Raw genomic sequence first — 16,843 nt, 5'->3', positions numbered from 1 at the left:
TTACCCCACCCCCGTCCGGGACGGACGGCTCCCGGCCCGGGCAGCGGCTACCGTACGAGGGTGAACGACGACGACCTCCGGCTCAGCCCGCGCACCCGTGCCGACGACCTGCTCGCCTGGGCGGCCGACCAGGGGCTCGAACCCGTCCCGGTGGAGGCGGTCCGGACGGTGCTGGCCCTGCTGGAGCTGGGGGACGGCCGGATGCACGACGGCTACCCCGAGCTGAGCTCGCCGGTGGTCGAGCAGCTGCTGTACGAGCGGATCTACATGTACGTCCAGCCGGCCGCCGACCCCGGCGCGTACGGGCGGGCGGTGGGGCTGCTGATCGACCGTCAGCGGGCCGCCCGGCGGCTGAACGCCAAGCGGCAGGAGCGGCTGCACGCCGAGGTGGACTGGCAGGGCGAGCTGCTCTGCGGGCTGCTCCGCCAGCCGCACCTGGTCACCTGGCCCCGGCTGTACACGCTGCTGCTCCGGGCGGCCGGGGTGGACACCACCGACGAGGCGGCGGTCCGGGCCTGGCTGGACGGCTTCCGGGACCTGACGCCGGAGCAGCGGGCCGAGGCGTACGGCGCGCTCACCGAGCTGGACGAGATCGACGCCGACGGCGGCTGGGGGCGGACCAGGCTGATCTCGATCGGGATGGCCACCGACGGCGCCCGGATGCTGCTGGAGAACCGGCTGATGCAGCGCAGCTACCGCAACCTGGCCGGGCTGAACGCGCTCGGTCTGCCGATGCCGGACGAGCTCTCCGGCGACTTCGACGGCTTCGAGGCCGCAGTGGCCGAGGAGGCGCTCCGGCTGATCGGCGAGTGGACCGTCCCCGGGCTCCCCGCCCTGCTGGTGCACGAGTACCCGGACCTGGCCCCGGAGCCGGGCACCGAGGAGATCGAGGCGTACCTCGCCGAGCAGGCGGAGCGGACCGCGGCGGAGGAGTGAGGGAGCCGGACCCGCCGTCTCGGCGGGCCCGGCTCCGACGGTGCGTCAGGGGTTGATGCCGCGCTCGCGCAGCCAGTCCAGCGGGTCGATCGGGGCGGCGCCGTCCGGCCGGACCTCCAGGTGCAGGTGCGGTCCGGTGACGTTGCCGGTGGCCCCGACCTTGCCGAGCACGGTGCCGGGGGCGACCTCGCCGGAGGCGGTGACGATCGAGGAGAGGTGGCAGTACCAGATCTCGGTGCCGTCGCCCAGGGTCTCGATCACCCGGTAGCCGTACGCGCCCGACCAGCCGGCCGAGGTGACGGTGCCCGCGCCGACCGCGGTGACCGGGGTGCCGGTGGGCGCCGCGAAGTCCAGGCCGGTGTGCAGGTGCGACCAGTACGAGCCGGACTGGCCGTAGTGCGCGGTCAGCTCGTAGTTGGTGGTCGGCGCCGCGAACGCGCCGCGCTGCTCGGCGCGCTTGGCCTCGGCCGCCTGGGCGGCCCGCTTGGCCTCCGCCTCCTGGGCCGCGGCCAGCCGGGCGGACTCGTCGGCGGCGGTGCGCTGCCCGTCCGCCTGGAGCTGGATCCGGGCGGCGAGGGCCAGCCCGGGGTCGGCCGAGAGGAGCAGCTGCGGCCCGTCCTGGTCGGCGGAGTCGGCGGCCGCGACGGCGGGCGGCTGCGGGGCCGCACCGGCCGGGGCGGCGGCGGCGAAGGCCGTCGCGCCGAGGGCTGCGGTCATCGCGGTGACGCCGATCAGCGGACCGCCGGAGCGGGGCTGACGGGGCATCCGGTGCCTGGCTGCGTCCGGGTGGTCCAGCAGCAGCTGGTTGCCGGAGTCGGTACGGGGGTGTGCCGGGGAGTGCGTCGACGCCACGGAGGCGCGCTCCTTTCCTTCCTTCGCGCCTACCGGGTTAGCTGACGGGTTCGGAGCAGGAAGGTCTCCTACGACCGGGTGCGGGACTCGGTCGATTCACCCCAAGGAACGGTGGTTCCCCGGCTCCCGGACCCACCGGCGAGGCGGGTCCTGAGGATTAGGCGACGGCGCACGGTGCCGTTCTGGGTACGGCGTTGCCGACCGCGCTGCGTTATCAAACGTTAATCCTAGGAGCCCATGATTCCAAGCGGCTAGCGAGGTGCAGTCCATCTCTTCTGACGACCCGTGACCGGAATGCGGCTTTTGCTCGACTACTCGGTGACGGTGCGCGACGGCCGGTTGAGTATCCGTACTCAGGCGCCCGGCAAGGGAGTTGGAGACCCTCGGGACATGAGCACTCCGATGCAGCCCCGGACCACCAACGCCTACTACCTGCAGGCCGTCCTGTCCTTCGCCCTGGCCTCCGCCGCCCTGGTGATCGGGATCGCCTACCTGCCGGTCGACCCCTGGATGCGCGGCTTCCTGGCGGTCGGCCTGCTCTACGAGGTCACCGCGGCGTTCACCCTCGCCAAGGTGGTCCGCGACCGCCAGGACGCCGGCCAGATCTCCTCCCGGGTCGACCAGGCCCGGCTCGACAAGCTGCTCGCCGAGCACGACCCGTTCCGGGTCGAGGGGATCTGAGCGACGGTCAGCCCGCGGCCCGCTTGGCGGCGTAGGTCTCCCCGCCCGCCGCCCAGTTCTCCAGCGGGATCTCCTCGATCACCACGGTCACCGCCTCCGGGCTCACACCGGTGATCCGGACGTAGGTCTCGGTGAGCTCGCGGGCGATCTCGGCCCGCTGCTCCACGGTCCGACCGGCCAGCTGCTTGACGTTGATGAACGGCATGACGACCCCTCAGGTTCGGTGCGGTGCGATCGCCCCGCACGCTATCCCACCGGCTCCCCGGGCCGACGGGCACTTGACGGCTAAGGCTATTAGCCTTAGCTTTATGGCTATGACGCAGACCTTCACCACCCAGTACCTGGACGTCCCCGGCGGCCGGCTGGCCTACGACGACACCGCCACCGAGACCGGCCTGCCGGTCGTCCTGCTCCCCGGCATGCTGGACTCCCGCACGGTGTACCGGCACCTGCGCCCGCTGCTCACCGCGGCCGGCCACCGGGTGGTCACCCTGGACCTGCGCGGTTTCGGCGAGTCCTCGATCGCCTGGAGCGACTACTCCCCCGCCGCGATCGCCGAGGACACCCTGGCCCTGCTGGACCACCTGGGCATCGAGCGGGCCGCCCTGGTCGGCAACTCCTACACCGGCGCCACCGTGCTGCGGGCCGCCGGCCTGGCCCCCGAGCGGGTGGCCGGCATCGCCCTGGTCGACGCCTTCGTGGAGAACCTGCCGCCGACCGCCCTCCAGCGCGCCCTGCTCAAGGTGCTCGGCCTCGCCCTGGTGCACGTCCCCGCCGTCTGGGGCGGCTACCTCGGCAAGGCGTACCCGACCGCGAAGCCCGCCGACTTCGCCGAGTACCGCAGCGCCGCCGTGGCCGCCCTGCGCACCCCCGGCCGCAAGCAGGCCACCCGGGGGTACGTCACCGGGGACTCGGCGCCGACCGGCTGGGCGGCCGGGCTGCGCTGCCCCGCGCTGGTCCTGATGGGCAGCCAGGACCCGGACTTCCCGGACCCGGCCGCGGTGGCCGACCGCCAGGCGGTCGCGCTGAAGGCCCGTAAGGTGATGATCGACGGTGCCGGGCACTACCCGATGGCGGAGTTCCCGCAGGCCACCGCCGACGCCCTGCTCCCCTTCCTGGACGAGGTCGCCTGATGCCGAGGGCCGGACTCTCCCCCGCCGCCGTGGTCGACCACGCCCTGGAGCTGATCGACGCCCAGGGCTCCGACGGCCTCACCCTGGCCGCCGTGGCCGCCCGGGCGGGGGTCGCCACCCCCTCGCTCTACAAGCACGTCACCGGCGGTCTGACCGAGCTGCGCCGGCTGATCGCCGTCCGGGTCACCGAGGAGCTGGCCGAGCGGCTGGCCGACTCGGCGGTCGGCCGCAGCCGGGACGAGGCGATGACCGCCCTGCTGAACGCCTACCTGGACTACGCCGAGCAGCACCCGCGCCGGTACGCCGCCCTGCCGCAGGCCCCCGACCCGGACCCGGACCTGACCCGGGCCGCCGCCCGGCTGGTCGGGGTGATCATCACGGTCCTGGACGGCTACGGCCTGACCGGCGACGAGTCGGTGCACGCCGCCCGGGCGGTCCGTTCGACGGCGCACGGCTTCGCCTCGCTCGCCGCGGGCGGCGCGTTCCGGATGGCGGCGGACCTGACGGTGACTCGGCAGCGGCTGATCCGGGTAGTGGTGGAGGGCTTGCGGGTGTGGCCCGCAGCGGGATAAACCTCAGTTCGGCGGAACGGTATCCGTTCGGGTGGTTTTCGAGACCGTTCCGTCGCCAAGACCGGCCGACACTGGCAGGGTTCAGGCATCCCCGCCTGTCACCAGCACGAAGGATGTGGGCAGATGACGCAGACCGCACGGACGGCCCGTCCCGCCACCACCCGCATCCCCGGCCAGCGCGCGGCCCTGGCCGCTCCGGCCGCCGTCGACGCGCCGGGGCCGAGTACCGCGCGGCGGTTCCTGGAGGTCCTCCTCGGCGCCCGCTCGCTCCGCCCGGTCACCGCCGGAGCCCGCCAGTCGTACGGCGAGTGCGACGGCCAGTGAGGCCGTCCGGCCGCCGACAGAGGGATGAAACGGACATCTGACGCTAGATTGAGCTGACGGACGGTCAGCCCAGGCGGAGGTCAGGTGCCCGCAGTCACCACGATGGCCCGGCAGATCACCGGGCGGCTGCGGCGTGGCCCGGCGGGCCGCTGGGCCGGTCAGCTGCTGGACGGCGATCCGACCGCCGAGAAGGCCGCGCTCGGGCTGCTCCTGCTCCTGGTCGGACTGCTCTCACTGCTGGCCATCGCCGCCCCCACCGGCTGTCCGCCCTCCGCGCTGGCCCTGCCGCTGATCCTCGGCGGCTTCCTGCTGCACACCCGCCGGCAGTGCGGCCTGCTGCTCGGGGTCGCGGTCGGCCTGGCCGCCTGCTGGTGGCTGCGCGAACCGCTCGGGGTGACCCCCGGCTCGGCCTGGGTGGTCGGCGCGGCGGCCGTGGTGGTGCTGCTGACCTCCCGCCACCGCAGCCGGCTCGGCCTGCGCGGCACCCGGGGCGACGCGATGCTGCTGGAACTCTCCGAACGCACCACCGCACTCGGCCGGCTGCCCGACCACCTGCTGGACTGGCGGTTCCACCAGGCGCTCGCCCCGGTCAGCGGCACCTTCTTCTCCGGTGACTTCGTGCTCTCCGCGCACCGCCCCGACCGGGACCTGCTCGAGGTCCTGCTGGTGGACGTCTCCGGCAAGGGCAGCCGGGCGGCGGCCCGGTCGATGCACCTCTCCGGCGCCTTCGCCATGCTGCTCGGCTCGGTACCGCCCGAGTCCTTCCTGCCCACGGCCAACGACTTCCTGGCCCGGCTCGGCTGGGACGAGGGGTTCGCCACCGCCGTCCACCTCGCCCTGCACCCCTCGCACGGCGGCTACCGGATCTTCACGGCGGGCCACCCGCCGGCCGCCCAGTACCGCCGGGAGTCGGGCGGCAGCTGGCTGCTGCTCGACGGTGGCGGCGGCCCGGCGCTCGGCATCCTGCCCGGCGCCCCCTACCCGCCCACCGAGGGACGGCTCGACCTGGGCGACTCGCTGCTGCTCTACAGCGACGGCCTGGTCGAGGTCCCCGGCGAGGACATCGACGACGGGATCGCCCGGCTGCTGCGGGCCGCGACGCCGCTGCTCCGCTACGGCGGCGGCGACCCGGCGGCGGAACTGATCGGCACGGTGGCCCGCAACGTCGCCGACGACCGCACCCTCGTCGTGCTCCGCCGCCTCGGCGCCGGCGGCTGACCCTTCGCAGGGCGCTCAGTCTTTGGCAGGTGCTCAGCCGTCTACCACCCAGGGGCTCGGGGCTCTGCTGATCTGCGGCTCCGCCGCGTGGGCGAGGAGATCTGGCGATCGGGTCACTGCGAGAGTGCCTGACCGCCCACGCGACGATCACCCTTTACGAGGCCGGCGTCGCAGTTCCCCGAGCCCCTGGTGGTTGAGCCCGGAGCGCAGTGACCCGAGCGGGCGGTTGTGGCTAAACCGCCAAATAGGGGGTGAGCAAATAGGATGTTCAGCATTACTTTGGGCAGATGAGCGAGCGGAAGGGCGGGGCTTCCGATGGACCTGACCTCGCCATGGCTGCCGCCGGAGGACGAGACCCGGGTGCAGGGGCCGCGGACGTCGATGCGGTGTGTCCGGCTGCTGCTGCGCAGCGGGAGTGCCACCGAGCTGCTCGGCACGATCCTGGCGGAGGGACCGGCCTGGATCACCGGTGAGGGTTCGGCGCTGTACCTGACCGATCCCGAGGGGATGCTCCGGCTCGCGGCCTCGCACGGCCTGCCGGAGTGGGCGCACGAGCACTACAGCACCGTCGACCCCACGTCCGACCTGCCCGCCGCGCTCGCGTTGCGGCGTCGCGAGACGGTGCTGCTCAGCCCGGAGCAGACCAGTGCCGACTACCCGAAGACGCTGGCCGGCCGGGGCACCGGGCTGGTCGCGCTGGCCGTCATGCCGTTGCTGGTGGACGGGGTGGCGATCGGGGCGCTGGCGCTCGCGCTGGCTCACCGGGGCACCGTGCCGCGCCGGGACATCGACGTGCTGGAGACCCTGGCGGAGGCCGTCGCGCACCGGATCTCGCATCTGATCGACCACGTCCAGGCGGTCGACCCGCACCTGCCGCCCGGGGTCCGGGCCGGCGGGACGCCGTCCGGGCAGCCGGTGCTGGCGCTGGCGGCGCTGGCGGCCGGGGCGGGGGCGTTCGATCGGGACCTGGTCACCGGGGAGACCGCCTGGGACGCCCGGGCGTACCGGCTGTTCGGGCTGACCGCCCCGCCGGCCGCGGAGACCGCGCCGGCCCCGGACCTGGCCAAGCTGGTGCACCCCGAGGACCTGCCGGACCTCCAGGCGGGCATGGCCGAGGCGCTCGCCTCCGGCGGTCCGTACCGGCTGCGCTACCGGGTCCGGCGGGACGACGGGAGCTCGGTGCTGGTGCAGGAGGACGGCGAGGTGATGCTCGACACCCACGGCCGCCCGGTCCGGGTGGCCGGCCTGCTGACCGACCGTCAGCGCACCGGTGAGGCGGCCGACCCCGGCACCCGGCCGGCCGACGGGCCGGTCGCGGGCGCCAGGTCGGCGCTGCTGCTGGCGCTGACCAGGACGCTGTCCCGGGCGGTCAGCGTCCGGGACGTCACCACCGCGATGACCGACATAGCCAGACCCGCGCTGGGTGCGGCCAGCCTGGTGCTCGACCTGGTGGACGAGGGCCGGCTGCTGCCGGTCTCGCACACCGTCTTCGGCGGCCCGTACCGGACCGAGCTGAGCCGGCTGCACGACCTGTCGGCCGGGGTGATGCAGTCCGCGCTGGCCCGGGCCGTCCCGCTGTTCAGCGAGCCGGGGCAGCGGGCCACCGGCAATCCGCTGGCCCCGGCGGCCTGGGCGGTGCTGCCGCTGGTGGCGTCCGGGCGGCAGGTCGGCTCCTGCCTGATCACCTTCGCCACCGAGCGGGCCTTCAGCCGGGAGGACCGCACCATGTACTCGGCCTTCGCGGGCATCCTGGCCCAGTCGTTGGAACGGGCCAGGCTGTACGACATCCACCACCACCGGGCGACCGAGCTGCAGCGGGCGATGCTGCCGCGCAGCCTGCCGGAGCTGCCCGGGGTGTCGGCCGCCGCGCGCTACCTGCCGAGCACCGAGGGGATGCAGATCGGCGGCGACTGGTACGACCTGATCGCGCTGCCGGCGGGCCGGGTCGGGCTGGTGATCGGCGACGTGCAGGGGCACAACGCCGAGGCCAGCGCGGTGATGGGCCAGCTCCGCAGCGGGCTGCGGGCGTACGCCACCGACGGGCACGACCCGGCGGCCACCCTGGCCAGGACCAGCCGGCTGCTGGCCGAGCTTGACACCGACCTGTTCGCCACCTGCCTCTACCTGACGCTGGATCCGGTCACCGGCCGGCTCGACGGCGCCCGCGCCGGACACCCGCCGCCGGTCCGGATCACCGGGCACCGGGCGGTCGAGCTGGAGCTGCCGGGCGGGCCGCCGCTGGGGGTGGACCCGCACGGGGACTACCCGCTGACGGTGGGTCGGCTGGCTCCGGGCGAGACCCTGCTGGTGTACACGGACGGCCTGGTCGAGGACCGGGGCGAGGACTACGACGACTCGGTGCAGCGGATGATCGGCGGGCTCGAGCTGTGGAGCCGCCGGAGCGGCGGGGCGAGCCGGTCCGGGGCGGACGGCGCGCTGGAGCGGCTGGCCGACCTGCTCACCCTGAACGTGACCGAGCGGCACTCCCGCCCGGACGACGTCGCCTTGCTGCTGCTGCACCGGACCCGGCCGGCCGACTGAAACTACTTGCCGGTAGCCGGACTTGACGGTACACGGCCGCCCACCTGCGGTTCTGAGCGGGCGTCAGGACGTTCGTCCCACATTTTGACCGGATCAGATCACCGAACGTCAGATCCGTTCATACTTCCGTAGGAACACCACCCTAGAATTCGCCGCGTGACGATGACTCAGTGGTTCGGTGCGGCCCTCGCAGGCATTGCCGTTCTCGCTCTCCTGACCGCCGCCCGGTACCACGCGGTCAGCCGCACCCTGCGGGCCGGGCTGGCCGAGCAGGAGCGGGCGAACGCCGAACTCCGGGAGCAGGTCAGCGCCGAGGCCGCGCGCCGGAGCACCGAGAGCGCCGCCGTGCAGCAGGAGCAGGAGCTGAACGCCTCCACCCAGCGGGCGTTCCTCAGCGTGGCCCGCCGGATCCTGGTGATGGCGCACGACCAGCAGGCCGGGCTGGACGAGATGGAGCGCACCCACGACGACCCGGAGCTGCTGGAGGGTCTGCTCCGGGCCGACCACGCGGCCGCCCAACAGGCCCGGCTGGCGCAGACCCTGGCCGTGCTCTGCGGCGCCCGGGCCGGCCGGCACTGGCCCGAGCCGGTCGCGCTGGAGGACGTGGTGCGCGGGGCGCAGTCCCGCATCCTGCCGTTCCAGCGGGTGGTGGTCAGCAGCCGGATCGAGACCGCCGTGGTCGGCGCGGCCGCCGAGGCGCTGATCCACGCGGTGGCCGAACTGCTGGACAACGCCACCCGCTACTCCCCGCCCAGCACCCAGGTGTTCGTCACCCTGATGCCGGTGCACAACGGCGTCGTGATCGAGATCGACGACGGCGGCGTCGGGATGCCCGAGCACGCGATCGAGAAGGCCGCCGCCGCCCTGGCCGGCGGCTCCGGCCTGGAGGTCTCCCGGCTCGGCGAGGTCCCGCAGCTGGGGCTGGCGGCGGTCGGCCGGCTGGCCGAGCAGTACGGCTTCCGGGTCACCCTGAGCTCGGCGCCCTCGCCCTACGGCGGGGTCCGGGTGGTGGTGCTGCTGCCGACCGCGCTGCTCACCGAGCCGCTGCCGACGCCGGCCGCCCCCTCCGCCGAGCGCCGGGCCGCACTGCCCGACCGCCCGACCGCCGCCCGGCCGGGTCAGGGCGGGCTGCCCCGCCGGGCCAACCGGCGCGGTGCCGCCGAGCCGACCACCTCCACCTTCGGCGGTACCCCCGTGCCGCCGCGCTCGGCCCGGGAGGCGCAGACCTTCATGTCGCTCTTCCAGGCGGGCACCGCCAGCGGCCGGTCGGCCGCCAGGCACCAGCAGGACCCGCTCCCCGACTCCCCCCAACCCCAGCGCTCCGGAGACTCCCATGACCCCGAATCCTGACCTCGGCTGGCTGCTCGCCGACATCGTCACCGTTCCCGAGGTCCAGCACGCCATCGTGGTGTCCAACGACGGGCTCGAGATCGGTCGCAGCGAGCGGATCGCCCGGGACGACGCCGAGCGCCTGGCCGCCGCCTGCTCCGGCCTGCAGTCGCTGGCCAGGGGCGTGGCGCACGGCTTCGGCGGGCCGCAGAGCAGCACCCGGCAGATCATCGTCGAGTACGGCGGCGGCTACCTGTTCGTGGTGGCGGCCGGCGCCGGGGCGCACCTCGCGGTGGTGACCGGCGAGGCGGTGGACGCGGGCCTGGTGGCGTACCAGATGCAGGTGCTGGTCGAGCGGATCGGCAGCCACCTGACCAGCCCGCCCAGGGCGGAGCACGCGACCGGGAGTACGCGGTGACCGGCCCGGTCCGGCCGTACGTGATCACCGGCGGGCGGAGCCGCCCGAGCCGGAACGTGCTGGCCCTGGAGAGCCTGGTCTCCACCGTACCCGGCAGCACCCCGGAGCCGGTGGGTCTGAACCGGGAGCAGCAGCGGATCCTGACGATCTGCCAGGAGCTGCTCTCGGTCGCCGAGATCGCCGCCCACCTGCGGCTGTCGCTCGGTGTGGTGAAGGTGCTGATCGGTGATCTCTGGGACCTCGGCGCCGTCCTGGTCCGTCCCCCCGTGCCGCAGGCCGAGCGCCTGCCGGCCACCCTCCTGGAGGAGGTGCTCCTTGGTCTCCGCCAGCTCCGCTGAGCCCCGGCCCGCCTATCTGCCGGACACCGTGCAGAGCGCCGTGAAGATCCTGGTCACCGGCCCGTTCGGGGTCGGCAAGACCACCCTGGTCGGCTCGCTCAGCGAGATCGCCCCGCTGCGCACCGAGGAGACCATGACGGTCGCCGGTACGGACGTGGACGACCTGACCGGACGGCCCGACAAGACCACCACCACGGTGGCGCTCGACTTCGGCCGGATCACCCTGAACGCCCGGCTCGCGCTCTACCTCTTCGGCACCCCGGGCCAGCAGCGGTTCTGGCCGCTCTGGGAGGACCTGTCCCGCGGGGCGCTGGGGGCCATCGCGCTGGTGGACTCCCGGCGGATCGAGGAGAGCTTCGACGTGCTGGGGCAGTTGGAGGAGCAGCGGATCCCGTTCGCGGTGGCCGTCAACACCTTCCCGGACACCCCGGACCACCCCGAGGACGAGCTCAGGGCGGCGCTCGACCTGCTGCCCGAGGTGCCGATCCTCCGGTGCGACGCCCGGGACCGCCGGGCCTCGTACGACGTCCTGATCGACTTCGTCGACCACCTGCACTCGACCGCCGTACTGGAGCTCCAGCGATGACGACTCCCCCACCGGAGACGGCCGCCGCCGTCCCGCCGCCCGGCTGTCCGGCCCACCGGCCGCCCGGCCCGGCCGGCACCCCGCTGTACGGCGCCGCGGTGGCCGACGACCCGCACGGCCTGTACGCCCGGCTGCGCGATCAGCACGGCCCGGTGGCGCCGATCGAGCTGGAGCCCGGGGTGGAGGCCTGGCTCGTGCTCGGCTACCCGGAGCTGCTCGAACTCACCCGGAACGAGCAGCTGTTCTCCAAGGACTCGCGCCGCTGGCGGGTGCCGGCCGAGGGGCGGCTGAAGCCGGACTCCCGGCTGCTGCCGATGACCTCCTGGCGGCCGACCCTGCTCAACCTGGACGGTGCCGAGCACCAGCGGCTGCGGGCGGCGGTCTCCGAGACGCTGGCCCGGATCGACCACCGGCAGCTCCGGCAGGCCACCGAGGCCGCGGCGGACACCCTGATCGACAGCTGGGGCCCGGACGGCACCGCCGACCTGATCGCCCAGTACGCCCGTCGGCTCCCGCTGATGGTGTTCACCCAGCTGATCGGCCTGCCGGCCGCGGCCGGGCCGCACATCGTCGAGCTGATCAGCCACTTCGTGGACAGCAGCGACAAGTCGGTGCGGGCCAACGCCGAGTTCCAGGCGATCCTGCTGGACCTGGTCCGGCAGCGCCGCGAACGGCCCGCCGCCGACCTGACCTCCTGGCTGCTGGCCCACCAGGCCGGGCTGTCCGACGAGGAGGCGGTGCACCACCTGGTGGTGATCATGGTGGCGGGCAACGAGACCACCATCAACTGGACCGGCAACACGCTCCGGCTGCTGCTCACCGACCGCCGGTTCCGGGCCACCCTGACGGGTGGTCGGCTGACCGTCTCGGACGCCCTCGACGAGGTGCTCTGGCGGGACCCGCCGACCCAGAACTTCCCCGGCCGCTGGGCCACCGGCGACACCGTGCTCGGCGGCCAGTACATCAGCGCCGGCGACATGCTGGTGCTCGGCCTGGCCGCCGCCAACGCCGACCCCTCGGTGCTCACCTCGGACGGCGTCGGCGGCAACCGGGCCCACCTGGCCTGGGGCGCGGGCAAGCACGTCTGCCCGGCCCAGCACCCGGCCAGGCTGATCGTGGAGACCGCGGTGGAGACCCTGCTGCACCGGCTCCCCGACCTCCAACTCGCCGTCCCCGGGCACGAACTGGCCTGGCGTCCGTCCCCGTGGTCGCGAGCCCTGGTCTCCCTGCCGGTGCTCTACAGCGCCTTCACCCCGCCCCGCACTCCCCCCTCCGAAAGGCCCGCATGGACACCTCCGTCAGCCCCGTCGAGCTCGACCCCTTCGGAGGCGACCAGCACGCCGAGAACGTCCTCCTCCGGGCGGCCGGGCCCGCGGTCCTGGTGGAGCTCCCTGGCGGGGTGGTGGTCTGGGCGATAACGCAGCACGACACCCTCCAGGCACTGCTGAACGACCCTCGGGTGGGCAAGAACGCCCAGCTCTGGACCACCTTCCGGGAGGGGCGCCTGCCGGAGGGCTGGCCGCTGCTCAACTTCGTCACGGTGCCCGGCATGGTGACCGCCGACGGCGAGGACCACCGGCGGCTGCGCGGGCTGGTCACCCAGGCCTTCACCCCGCGCAGGATCGCCGAGCTGGCCCCCGCGATCCGGGCCAGGGCGGTCCGACTGCTCGACGAAGTGGCGCTGCTGGAAGGCGACTTCGACCTGCGGAAGCACTTCGCCTACCCGCTCCCGATGCAGGTGATCGGCGAACTCCTCGGCCTGCCGCCCCGGCAGCAGGACGAGCTGCACGAGCTCTCCAACACCCTGGTCTCCAGTTCGGCCACGCCCGCCGCGGCGGTCGCCGCGCAGCAGGGCCTGTTCGCGCTGCTCGCCTCGGTGGTGGCGGCCAAGCGGGCCGAGCCCGGTGACGACCTGACCACCGACCTGATCGCCGCCCGGGCCGACGACGACCGGCTCACCGAGCAGGAGCTGGTCGGCACCCTGCTGCTGATGCTGGTCGCCGGGCACGAGACCACGCTCAACCTGATCACCAACGCGGTCCGGGCGCTGCTCGCCCACCCGGAGCAGCTGGCCGGCGTGCTGGACGGGACGTACACCTGGGCCGCGGTGGTCGAGGAGACGCTGCGGTACGACTCGCCGGTCGGGCAGTTCCCGCTCCGGTACGCGACCGAGGACATCGCGGTCGGGGAGGTGGTGATCCGTCAGGGTGACGCACTGATCGCCTCGTACGCCTCGGCCGGCCGCGACGAGCGGCACTTCGCGGACGCCGACCGGTTCGACCTCGGCCGCACCCCCGCGAAGCACCTCTCGCTCGGTCACGGCCCGCACTTCTGCCTCGGCGCCGGGCTCGCCCGGCTGGAGGCGGAGACGGCGCTGCGGGAGCTGTTCGGGCGCTTCCCCGCACTCCGCCTCGCGGACGGGGCGGCACCGGAGCCGATCGCGTCCTTCATCAGCAACAGCGTGAAGACCTTGACGGTCCGGACGAGCTGATCGTTGGGCCTTTGGCAGGGCGTTCAGTTGCACCACCCAGGGGCTCGGGGAACTGCGAGGAGATCTGGCGTGCGGGTCACTGCGAAAGTGCCTGACCATCTACGCGACGATCACCATTTCCGAGGCCGGCGTCGCAGTTCCCCGAGCCCCTGGCGGCTGAACGTGTGCCGGGAGGTAACTGTTCGGCGGGGCGGTCGTTGGACCGGCCATGCGTAAGATCACGGCGCTTGCCGTCCTCACCGCGGCCGGGCTGGCCCTTGCTGTGCCGGCTGCTCAGGCGGACAACAACATGGGCGGGAAGCTCAGTACGGATCATCCGGTGGGTGCGGCGGGCACCTGCGTCGAGCAGATCGGCTCGATCCCGTTGCTGGGGAAGCAGGCGTCCGCCGCGACGCCGGTGTGCGGGGCGTACGCGGTGGTCCCCCGGGGTTAGTCGAAGAGGGCGTTCAGTTCGCCGTACTCCAGACCGCCCGTCAGGGCCTGGTAGCTGCCGGAGCCGTAGACCTCCTCGGCCGCGCGGCGGACCGCCGCGTACGCGACCTTGGCGAGGCCGGGGCCGAGGCTGATCCGGGCGACGCCGAGCCGGGCGAGTTCGGCGACGGTGGGTGCGCCGGGGCCGCCGCCGACGTTCAGCCGGACGCCCGGCAGTGCGGCCAGCAGTTCGGCGATCACCGCCGGGTCGGACAGGGCCGGGACGAAGATGCCGTCGGCGCCCGCCGCCAGGTAGGCCCGGGACCGCTCCACCGTCTCCTCGACGCCGCCGGCGCCGAAGATGAAGACGTCCGTGCGGGCGTTCAGGTAGAGCCGGACGCCCGCCGCGTCGGCGGCCTTCCGGGCCGCCGCGACCCGCTCGGCCGCCTCGGCGACCGGACGCAGCCCGGCCGCCCCGCTGTCCTCCAGGTTCATGCCGACCGCGCCGAGCGCGAGCAGCTCGGTGACGGTCCGGCCGACCCCGGCGGCGTCCTCGGCCAGGCCGTCCTCCAGGTCGGCCGTCACCGGGACGTCCACCGACCTGACCACCAGTTCGGTCTGGGCCAGCGCTCCGGCCAGGTCGAGGCCGCCGCCGTCCCGGACGCCCCTGGTCCAGGAGACGCTGGCGCTGGCGGTGGCCACGGCGGGGGCGCCGGTGGCTTCCACCAGCCGGGCGGTCGCCGCGTCCCAGACGTTGGCCAGCACCAGCGGGGTGCCGGGGACGTGCAGTGCGTGCAGAAGGTCGGCCTTGGCCTGCTGAGTCGTCGTCATGACCCCTACCCTGTCAGTCCGGCCCGGAGCGGGCCCGGCGATTTTCGGACCTGAACGGATCAGTTCTGCTTGGGGGCCGGGCTGAGGCGGCAGGTGACGCCGATCCGGTTCCAGGAGTTGATCGAGATGATCACCGCGAGCAGCTGGGCGAGCTCGTTCGGCGAGAACTGCTTGGCCGCCTCCTCGTAGACGTCGTCCGGGACGTGACCCTCGCTCAGCCGGGTGACCGACTCGGTCAGGGCCAGGGCCGCGCGCTCCTTCGCCGTGAAGTACGGCGTCTCCCGCCAGGCCGGCAGCGCGTACAGCCGGTGCTCCTGCTCGCCGGCCTTCCGGGCGTCCGCGGTGTGCATGTCCAGGCAGTAGGCACAGCCGTTGATGGACGAGGCCAGCGTCCGCACCAGTTCCCCGATCACCGGGTCCACCAGCGGGCGGGAGGCGGCGTCCAGGGCGATCATCGCCCGGTACCACTCGGGGGAGAGCTCGGGCATCGAGAAGCGCTGCTCGGGGGCGGCCACGTAGTCCTTCGGTGCGTTCGTCATGATCCTCAGCCTAGGTGCGCAGCGGCCCGCTCCCATGGTTCATTGGGGCGATGGAATCCTGGGCCACTTTCGGTGGCGACCTGCATCTGGACCTCTCCGCCGGACGGGCCCGGGGGCTCGGGCTGCGGGCCGCGCTGGAGGACGCGCTGCGGGCCGCCGCCCGGGACGGGCGGCTCGCGGCGGGGACCAGGCTGCCGTCCTCGCGGGTGCTGGCGGCGGATCTGGGGATCGCCCGGAACACCGTGGCGGAGGCGTACGCGCTGCTGACGGCGGAGGGCTGGCTGACCGCGCGTCAGGGGTCGGGGACGGTGGTGGCGGAGCGCGGGACGGCCTCGGCGGCCTCCGCGCCGCGGACGCCGCAGCGGACACCGGCCGTGCGGTTCGACCTGATGCCGGGTCGGCCGGATCTGGCCCTCTTCCCCCGGACCGCCTGGCTGGCCGCCGCCCGTCGGGCGCTCTCGGTGGCACCGCACGAGGCGCTCGGGTACTCGGACCCGCGCGGGCGGATCGAACTGCGCCGGGCGCTCGCCGACTACCTCGCGCGGGTGCGCGGGGTGCGTACCGACCCGGAACGGATCCTGGTCTGCGCCGGCTACACCCAGGGGCTAGCGCTGCTCTGCGCCGCACTGCGCGAGCGCGGGGTCGGCGCGGTCGCGGTGGAGGAGTACGGGCTGCCGCCGCAGCAGGCCGTGATCACCGCCGCCGGGCTGGCCACCGTGCCGCTGCCGCTGGACGGCGGCGGCGCCAGGACCGAGCTGCTCGGCGGGCTGGACGCCGGGGCGGTGGTGCTGACCTCGGCGCACCAGTTCCCGACCGGGGTACCGCTGCGGGCCAACCGCCGGGCGGCGGCGGTGAGCTGGGCCCGGGAGACCGGCGGGGTCGTGATCGAGGACGACTACGACGGCGAGTTCAGGTACGACCGGCAGCCGATCGGGGCGATGCAGGCGCTGGACCCGGAGCGGGTGGTCTACGCGGGCACCGCCAGCAAGAGCCTGGCCCCCGGGCTGCGGCTCGGCTGGCTCGTGCTGCCCGCCGCACTGGTCGAACCGGTGATGCGGCAGAAGGAGTTGGCCGACGGGCAGTCCGGGGTGATGGACCAGCTGACGCTGGCCGAGCTGATCACCTCGGGCGGCTTCGACCGGCACGTCCGGCGCTGCCGGCTGCACTACCGGCGCCGCCGGGACCAGTTGATCGCCACCCTGGCCGAACGGGCGCCCGAGGTCCGGGTGACCGGGATCGCGGCCGGGCTGCACGCGGTCCTGGAGTTGCCCGCCGGGTCGCTCAGCGACGCCGAACTGCTGCGCCACGCAGGCTGGTTGGGCCTCGCGCTGAACACCATGTCGGGCTGCCGGGCGGACTCCGCAGGACCTGCCCCGGACGCCCCGTCCGCCCTGGTGATCGGCTACGGCACCCCGCCCGAACGGGCCTGGCCCGGGGCACTGGAGGCGCTCTGCACGCTGGCCACCCTCTGACCCGGCGTCAGCCGGGTCAGGCCCGCCCGCCGATCTCGAAGAGCAGCGCCATGAACCCCAGGAAGACGTGGGTGGCGACCATGTAGATCAGGACCCGCTTGAGCACCCGGCGGTCCGTGCGACGGCCGGCGTCGTTGGTGGTGGTGAGCTTGGCCATGACGGGTGTCCCTT

General features: G+C 73.9%; 19 protein-coding genes and 1 riboswitch. Of the genes, 14 read left to right on the top strand and 5 right to left on the bottom strand.

What is annotated here, in order from left to right; genetic code table 11:
• Positions 1 to 60 precede the first annotated feature (60 nt).
• Complete coding sequence (locus OHV05_RS19060) at positions 61 to 936, top strand: hypothetical protein (protein WP_405018758.1); 876 nt, start codon at positions 61 to 63, stop codon at positions 934 to 936.
• A 45-nt stretch (positions 937 to 981) separates the two neighbouring features.
• Here the strand turns inward: OHV05_RS19060 and OHV05_RS19055 are convergent, their stop codons facing one another.
• Positions 982 to 1,788 carry a M23 family metallopeptidase gene (locus OHV05_RS19055; RefSeq protein WP_405018757.1) on the bottom strand — a complete coding sequence of 269 codons (807 nt, stop codon included), beginning with the start codon at positions 1,786 to 1,788 and terminating at the stop codon, positions 982 to 984.
• Between the two features lie 12 nt (positions 1,789 to 1,800).
• A riboswitch (cyclic di-AMP (ydaO/yuaA leader) is annotated at positions 1,801 to 1,962 on the bottom strand.
• A 216-nt stretch (positions 1,963 to 2,178) separates the two neighbouring features.
• Here OHV05_RS19055 and OHV05_RS19050 point away from each other — a divergent pair.
• Positions 2,179 to 2,469 carry a YiaA/YiaB family inner membrane protein gene (locus tag OHV05_RS19050; protein ID WP_405018756.1) on the top strand — a complete coding sequence of 97 codons (291 nt, stop codon included), beginning with the start codon at positions 2,179 to 2,181 and terminating at the stop codon, positions 2,467 to 2,469.
• A gap of 7 nt (positions 2,470 to 2,476) precedes the next feature.
• Here the strand turns inward: OHV05_RS19050 and OHV05_RS19045 are convergent, their stop codons facing one another.
• Complete coding sequence (locus OHV05_RS19045) at positions 2,477 to 2,674, bottom strand: 4-oxalocrotonate tautomerase family protein (RefSeq protein WP_403045279.1); 198 nt, start codon at positions 2,672 to 2,674, stop codon at positions 2,477 to 2,479.
• 103 nt (positions 2,675 to 2,777) lie between these two features.
• Between OHV05_RS19045 and OHV05_RS19040 the strand changes: the two genes are divergently transcribed.
• The 11 genes from OHV05_RS19040 to OHV05_RS18990 all read left to right on the top strand — a co-directional run bounded on the left by OHV05_RS19040 (position 2,778) and on the right by OHV05_RS18990 (position 13,852).
• Positions 2,778 to 3,602: an alpha/beta fold hydrolase gene (locus OHV05_RS19040; protein ID WP_405018755.1), complete on the top strand. Its 825-nt coding sequence runs from the start codon at positions 2,778 to 2,780 to the stop codon at positions 3,600 to 3,602.
• Positions 3,602 to 4,174, top strand: a complete 573-nt coding sequence (locus OHV05_RS19035) for a TetR/AcrR family transcriptional regulator (protein ID WP_405018754.1) — start codon at positions 3,602 to 3,604, stop codon at positions 4,172 to 4,174. Before OHV05_RS19040 ends, OHV05_RS19035 begins: the two co-directional genes overlap by 1 nt.
• A 123-nt stretch (positions 4,175 to 4,297) precedes the next feature.
• Positions 4,298 to 4,498 (top strand): hypothetical protein, encoded by a 201-nt coding sequence (locus OHV05_RS19030; protein WP_405018753.1) that lies wholly within the window; start codon positions 4,298 to 4,300, stop codon positions 4,496 to 4,498.
• 84 nt (positions 4,499 to 4,582) lie between these two features.
• Positions 4,583 to 5,716: a PP2C family protein-serine/threonine phosphatase gene (locus OHV05_RS19025; protein WP_405018752.1), complete on the top strand. Its 1,134-nt coding sequence runs from the start codon at positions 4,583 to 4,585 to the stop codon at positions 5,714 to 5,716.
• A gap of 315 nt (positions 5,717 to 6,031) precedes the next feature.
• A complete protein-coding gene (locus OHV05_RS19020; RefSeq protein WP_405018751.1) occupies positions 6,032 to 8,257 on the top strand; it encodes a SpoIIE family protein phosphatase in 2,226 nt (741 codons plus the stop codon).
• A gap of 162 nt (positions 8,258 to 8,419) precedes the next feature.
• Positions 8,420 to 9,607 carry an ATP-binding protein gene (locus tag OHV05_RS19015; RefSeq protein WP_405021495.1) on the top strand — a complete coding sequence of 396 codons (1,188 nt, stop codon included), beginning with the start codon at positions 8,420 to 8,422 and terminating at the stop codon, positions 9,605 to 9,607.
• Complete coding sequence (locus tag OHV05_RS19010; RefSeq protein WP_405018750.1) at positions 9,591 to 10,004, top strand: roadblock/LC7 domain-containing protein; 414 nt, start codon at positions 9,591 to 9,593, stop codon at positions 10,002 to 10,004. Before OHV05_RS19015 ends, OHV05_RS19010 begins: the two co-directional genes overlap by 17 nt.
• Complete coding sequence (locus OHV05_RS19005) at positions 10,001 to 10,342, top strand: DUF742 domain-containing protein (protein ID WP_405018749.1); 342 nt, start codon at positions 10,001 to 10,003, stop codon at positions 10,340 to 10,342. Before OHV05_RS19010 ends, OHV05_RS19005 begins: the two co-directional genes overlap by 4 nt.
• Positions 10,320 to 10,928 (top strand): GTP-binding protein, encoded by a 609-nt coding sequence (locus OHV05_RS19000; protein WP_403045259.1) that lies wholly within the window; start codon positions 10,320 to 10,322, stop codon positions 10,926 to 10,928. Before OHV05_RS19005 ends, OHV05_RS19000 begins: the two co-directional genes overlap by 23 nt.
• Before the next feature lie 1,285 nt (positions 10,929 to 12,213).
• On the top strand, positions 12,214 to 13,419 hold the full coding sequence (locus tag OHV05_RS18995; protein ID WP_405018748.1) for a cytochrome P450: 1,206 nt from the start codon (positions 12,214 to 12,216) through the stop codon (positions 13,417 to 13,419).
• 208 nt (positions 13,420 to 13,627) lie between these two features.
• Positions 13,628 to 13,852 (top strand): hypothetical protein, encoded by a 225-nt coding sequence (locus OHV05_RS18990; RefSeq protein ID WP_405018747.1) that lies wholly within the window; start codon positions 13,628 to 13,630, stop codon positions 13,850 to 13,852.
• Here OHV05_RS18990 and OHV05_RS18985 read toward each other — a convergent pair.
• The gene (locus OHV05_RS18985; RefSeq protein ID WP_405018746.1) at positions 13,849 to 14,661 is read right to left on the bottom strand and encodes an isocitrate lyase/phosphoenolpyruvate mutase family protein; all 813 of its coding nucleotides are present in this window, start codon (positions 14,659 to 14,661) and stop codon (positions 13,849 to 13,851) included. The two genes, OHV05_RS18990 and OHV05_RS18985, sit on opposite strands and share 4 nt — an antisense overlap.
• A 59-nt stretch (positions 14,662 to 14,720) precedes the next feature.
• Positions 14,721 to 15,200, bottom strand: a complete 480-nt coding sequence (locus tag OHV05_RS18980; RefSeq protein ID WP_405018745.1) for a carboxymuconolactone decarboxylase family protein — start codon at positions 15,198 to 15,200, stop codon at positions 14,721 to 14,723.
• 50 nt (positions 15,201 to 15,250) lie between these two features.
• Here OHV05_RS18980 and OHV05_RS18975 point away from each other — a divergent pair, with 50 nt between their 5' ends.
• Entirely contained in the window at positions 15,251 to 16,672 is a 1,422-nt protein-coding gene (locus OHV05_RS18975) for a PLP-dependent aminotransferase family protein (RefSeq protein WP_405018744.1), read from the top strand.
• 16 nt (positions 16,673 to 16,688) lie between these two features.
• On the opposite strand, the gene OHV05_RS18970 is transcribed toward OHV05_RS18975, so the two are convergent.
• On the bottom strand, positions 16,689 to 16,829 hold the full coding sequence (locus tag OHV05_RS18970) for a DUF6126 family protein (RefSeq protein WP_403045245.1): 141 nt from the start codon (positions 16,827 to 16,829) through the stop codon (positions 16,689 to 16,691).
• Between the last annotated feature and the right edge of the window lie 14 nt (positions 16,830 to 16,843).

Source organism: Kitasatospora sp. NBC_00070 (genome assembly GCF_045041205.1).
Lineage (GTDB): Bacteria > Actinomycetota > Actinomycetes > Streptomycetales > Streptomycetaceae > Kitasatospora.
The sequence above is the reverse complement of the archived record's forward strand: the minus strand, read 5'-3'. Positions and strand labels throughout refer to the sequence as shown.

What these genes read in the sequence shown, in the direction of transcription:
- OHV05_RS19050 (WP_405018756.1), top strand. Translation starts at nt 2,179, where the DNA reads ATGAGCACTCCGATGCAGCCCCGGACCACCAACGCCTACTACCTGCAG.
- OHV05_RS19045 (WP_403045279.1), bottom strand. Translation starts at nt 2,674, where the DNA reads ATGCCGTTCATCAACGTCAAGCAGCTGGCCGGTCGGACCGTGGAGCAG.
- OHV05_RS19040 (WP_405018755.1), top strand. Translation starts at nt 2,778, where the DNA reads ATGGCTATGACGCAGACCTTCACCACCCAGTACCTGGACGTCCCCGGC.
- OHV05_RS19035 (WP_405018754.1), top strand. Translation starts at nt 3,602, where the DNA reads ATGCCGAGGGCCGGACTCTCCCCCGCCGCCGTGGTCGACCACGCCCTG.
- OHV05_RS19030 (WP_405018753.1), top strand. Translation starts at nt 4,298, where the DNA reads ATGACGCAGACCGCACGGACGGCCCGTCCCGCCACCACCCGCATCCCC.
- OHV05_RS19020 (WP_405018751.1), top strand. Translation starts at nt 6,032, where the DNA reads ATGGACCTGACCTCGCCATGGCTGCCGCCGGAGGACGAGACCCGGGTG.
- OHV05_RS19015 (WP_405021495.1), top strand. Translation starts at nt 8,420, where the DNA reads ATGACTCAGTGGTTCGGTGCGGCCCTCGCAGGCATTGCCGTTCTCGCT.
- OHV05_RS19010 (WP_405018750.1), top strand. Translation starts at nt 9,591, where the DNA reads ATGACCCCGAATCCTGACCTCGGCTGGCTGCTCGCCGACATCGTCACC.
- OHV05_RS18995 (WP_405018748.1), top strand. Translation starts at nt 12,214, where the DNA reads ATGGACACCTCCGTCAGCCCCGTCGAGCTCGACCCCTTCGGAGGCGAC.
- OHV05_RS18990 (WP_405018747.1), top strand. Translation starts at nt 13,628, where the DNA reads ATGCGTAAGATCACGGCGCTTGCCGTCCTCACCGCGGCCGGGCTGGCC.
- OHV05_RS18985 (WP_405018746.1), bottom strand. Translation starts at nt 14,661, where the DNA reads ATGACGACGACTCAGCAGGCCAAGGCCGACCTTCTGCACGCACTGCAC.
- OHV05_RS18980 (WP_405018745.1), bottom strand. Translation starts at nt 15,200, where the DNA reads ATGACGAACGCACCGAAGGACTACGTGGCCGCCCCCGAGCAGCGCTTC.
- OHV05_RS18975 (WP_405018744.1), top strand. Translation starts at nt 15,251, where the DNA reads ATGGAATCCTGGGCCACTTTCGGTGGCGACCTGCATCTGGACCTCTCC.
- OHV05_RS18970 (WP_403045245.1), bottom strand. Translation starts at nt 16,829, where the DNA reads ATGGCCAAGCTCACCACCACCAACGACGCCGGCCGTCGCACGGACCGC.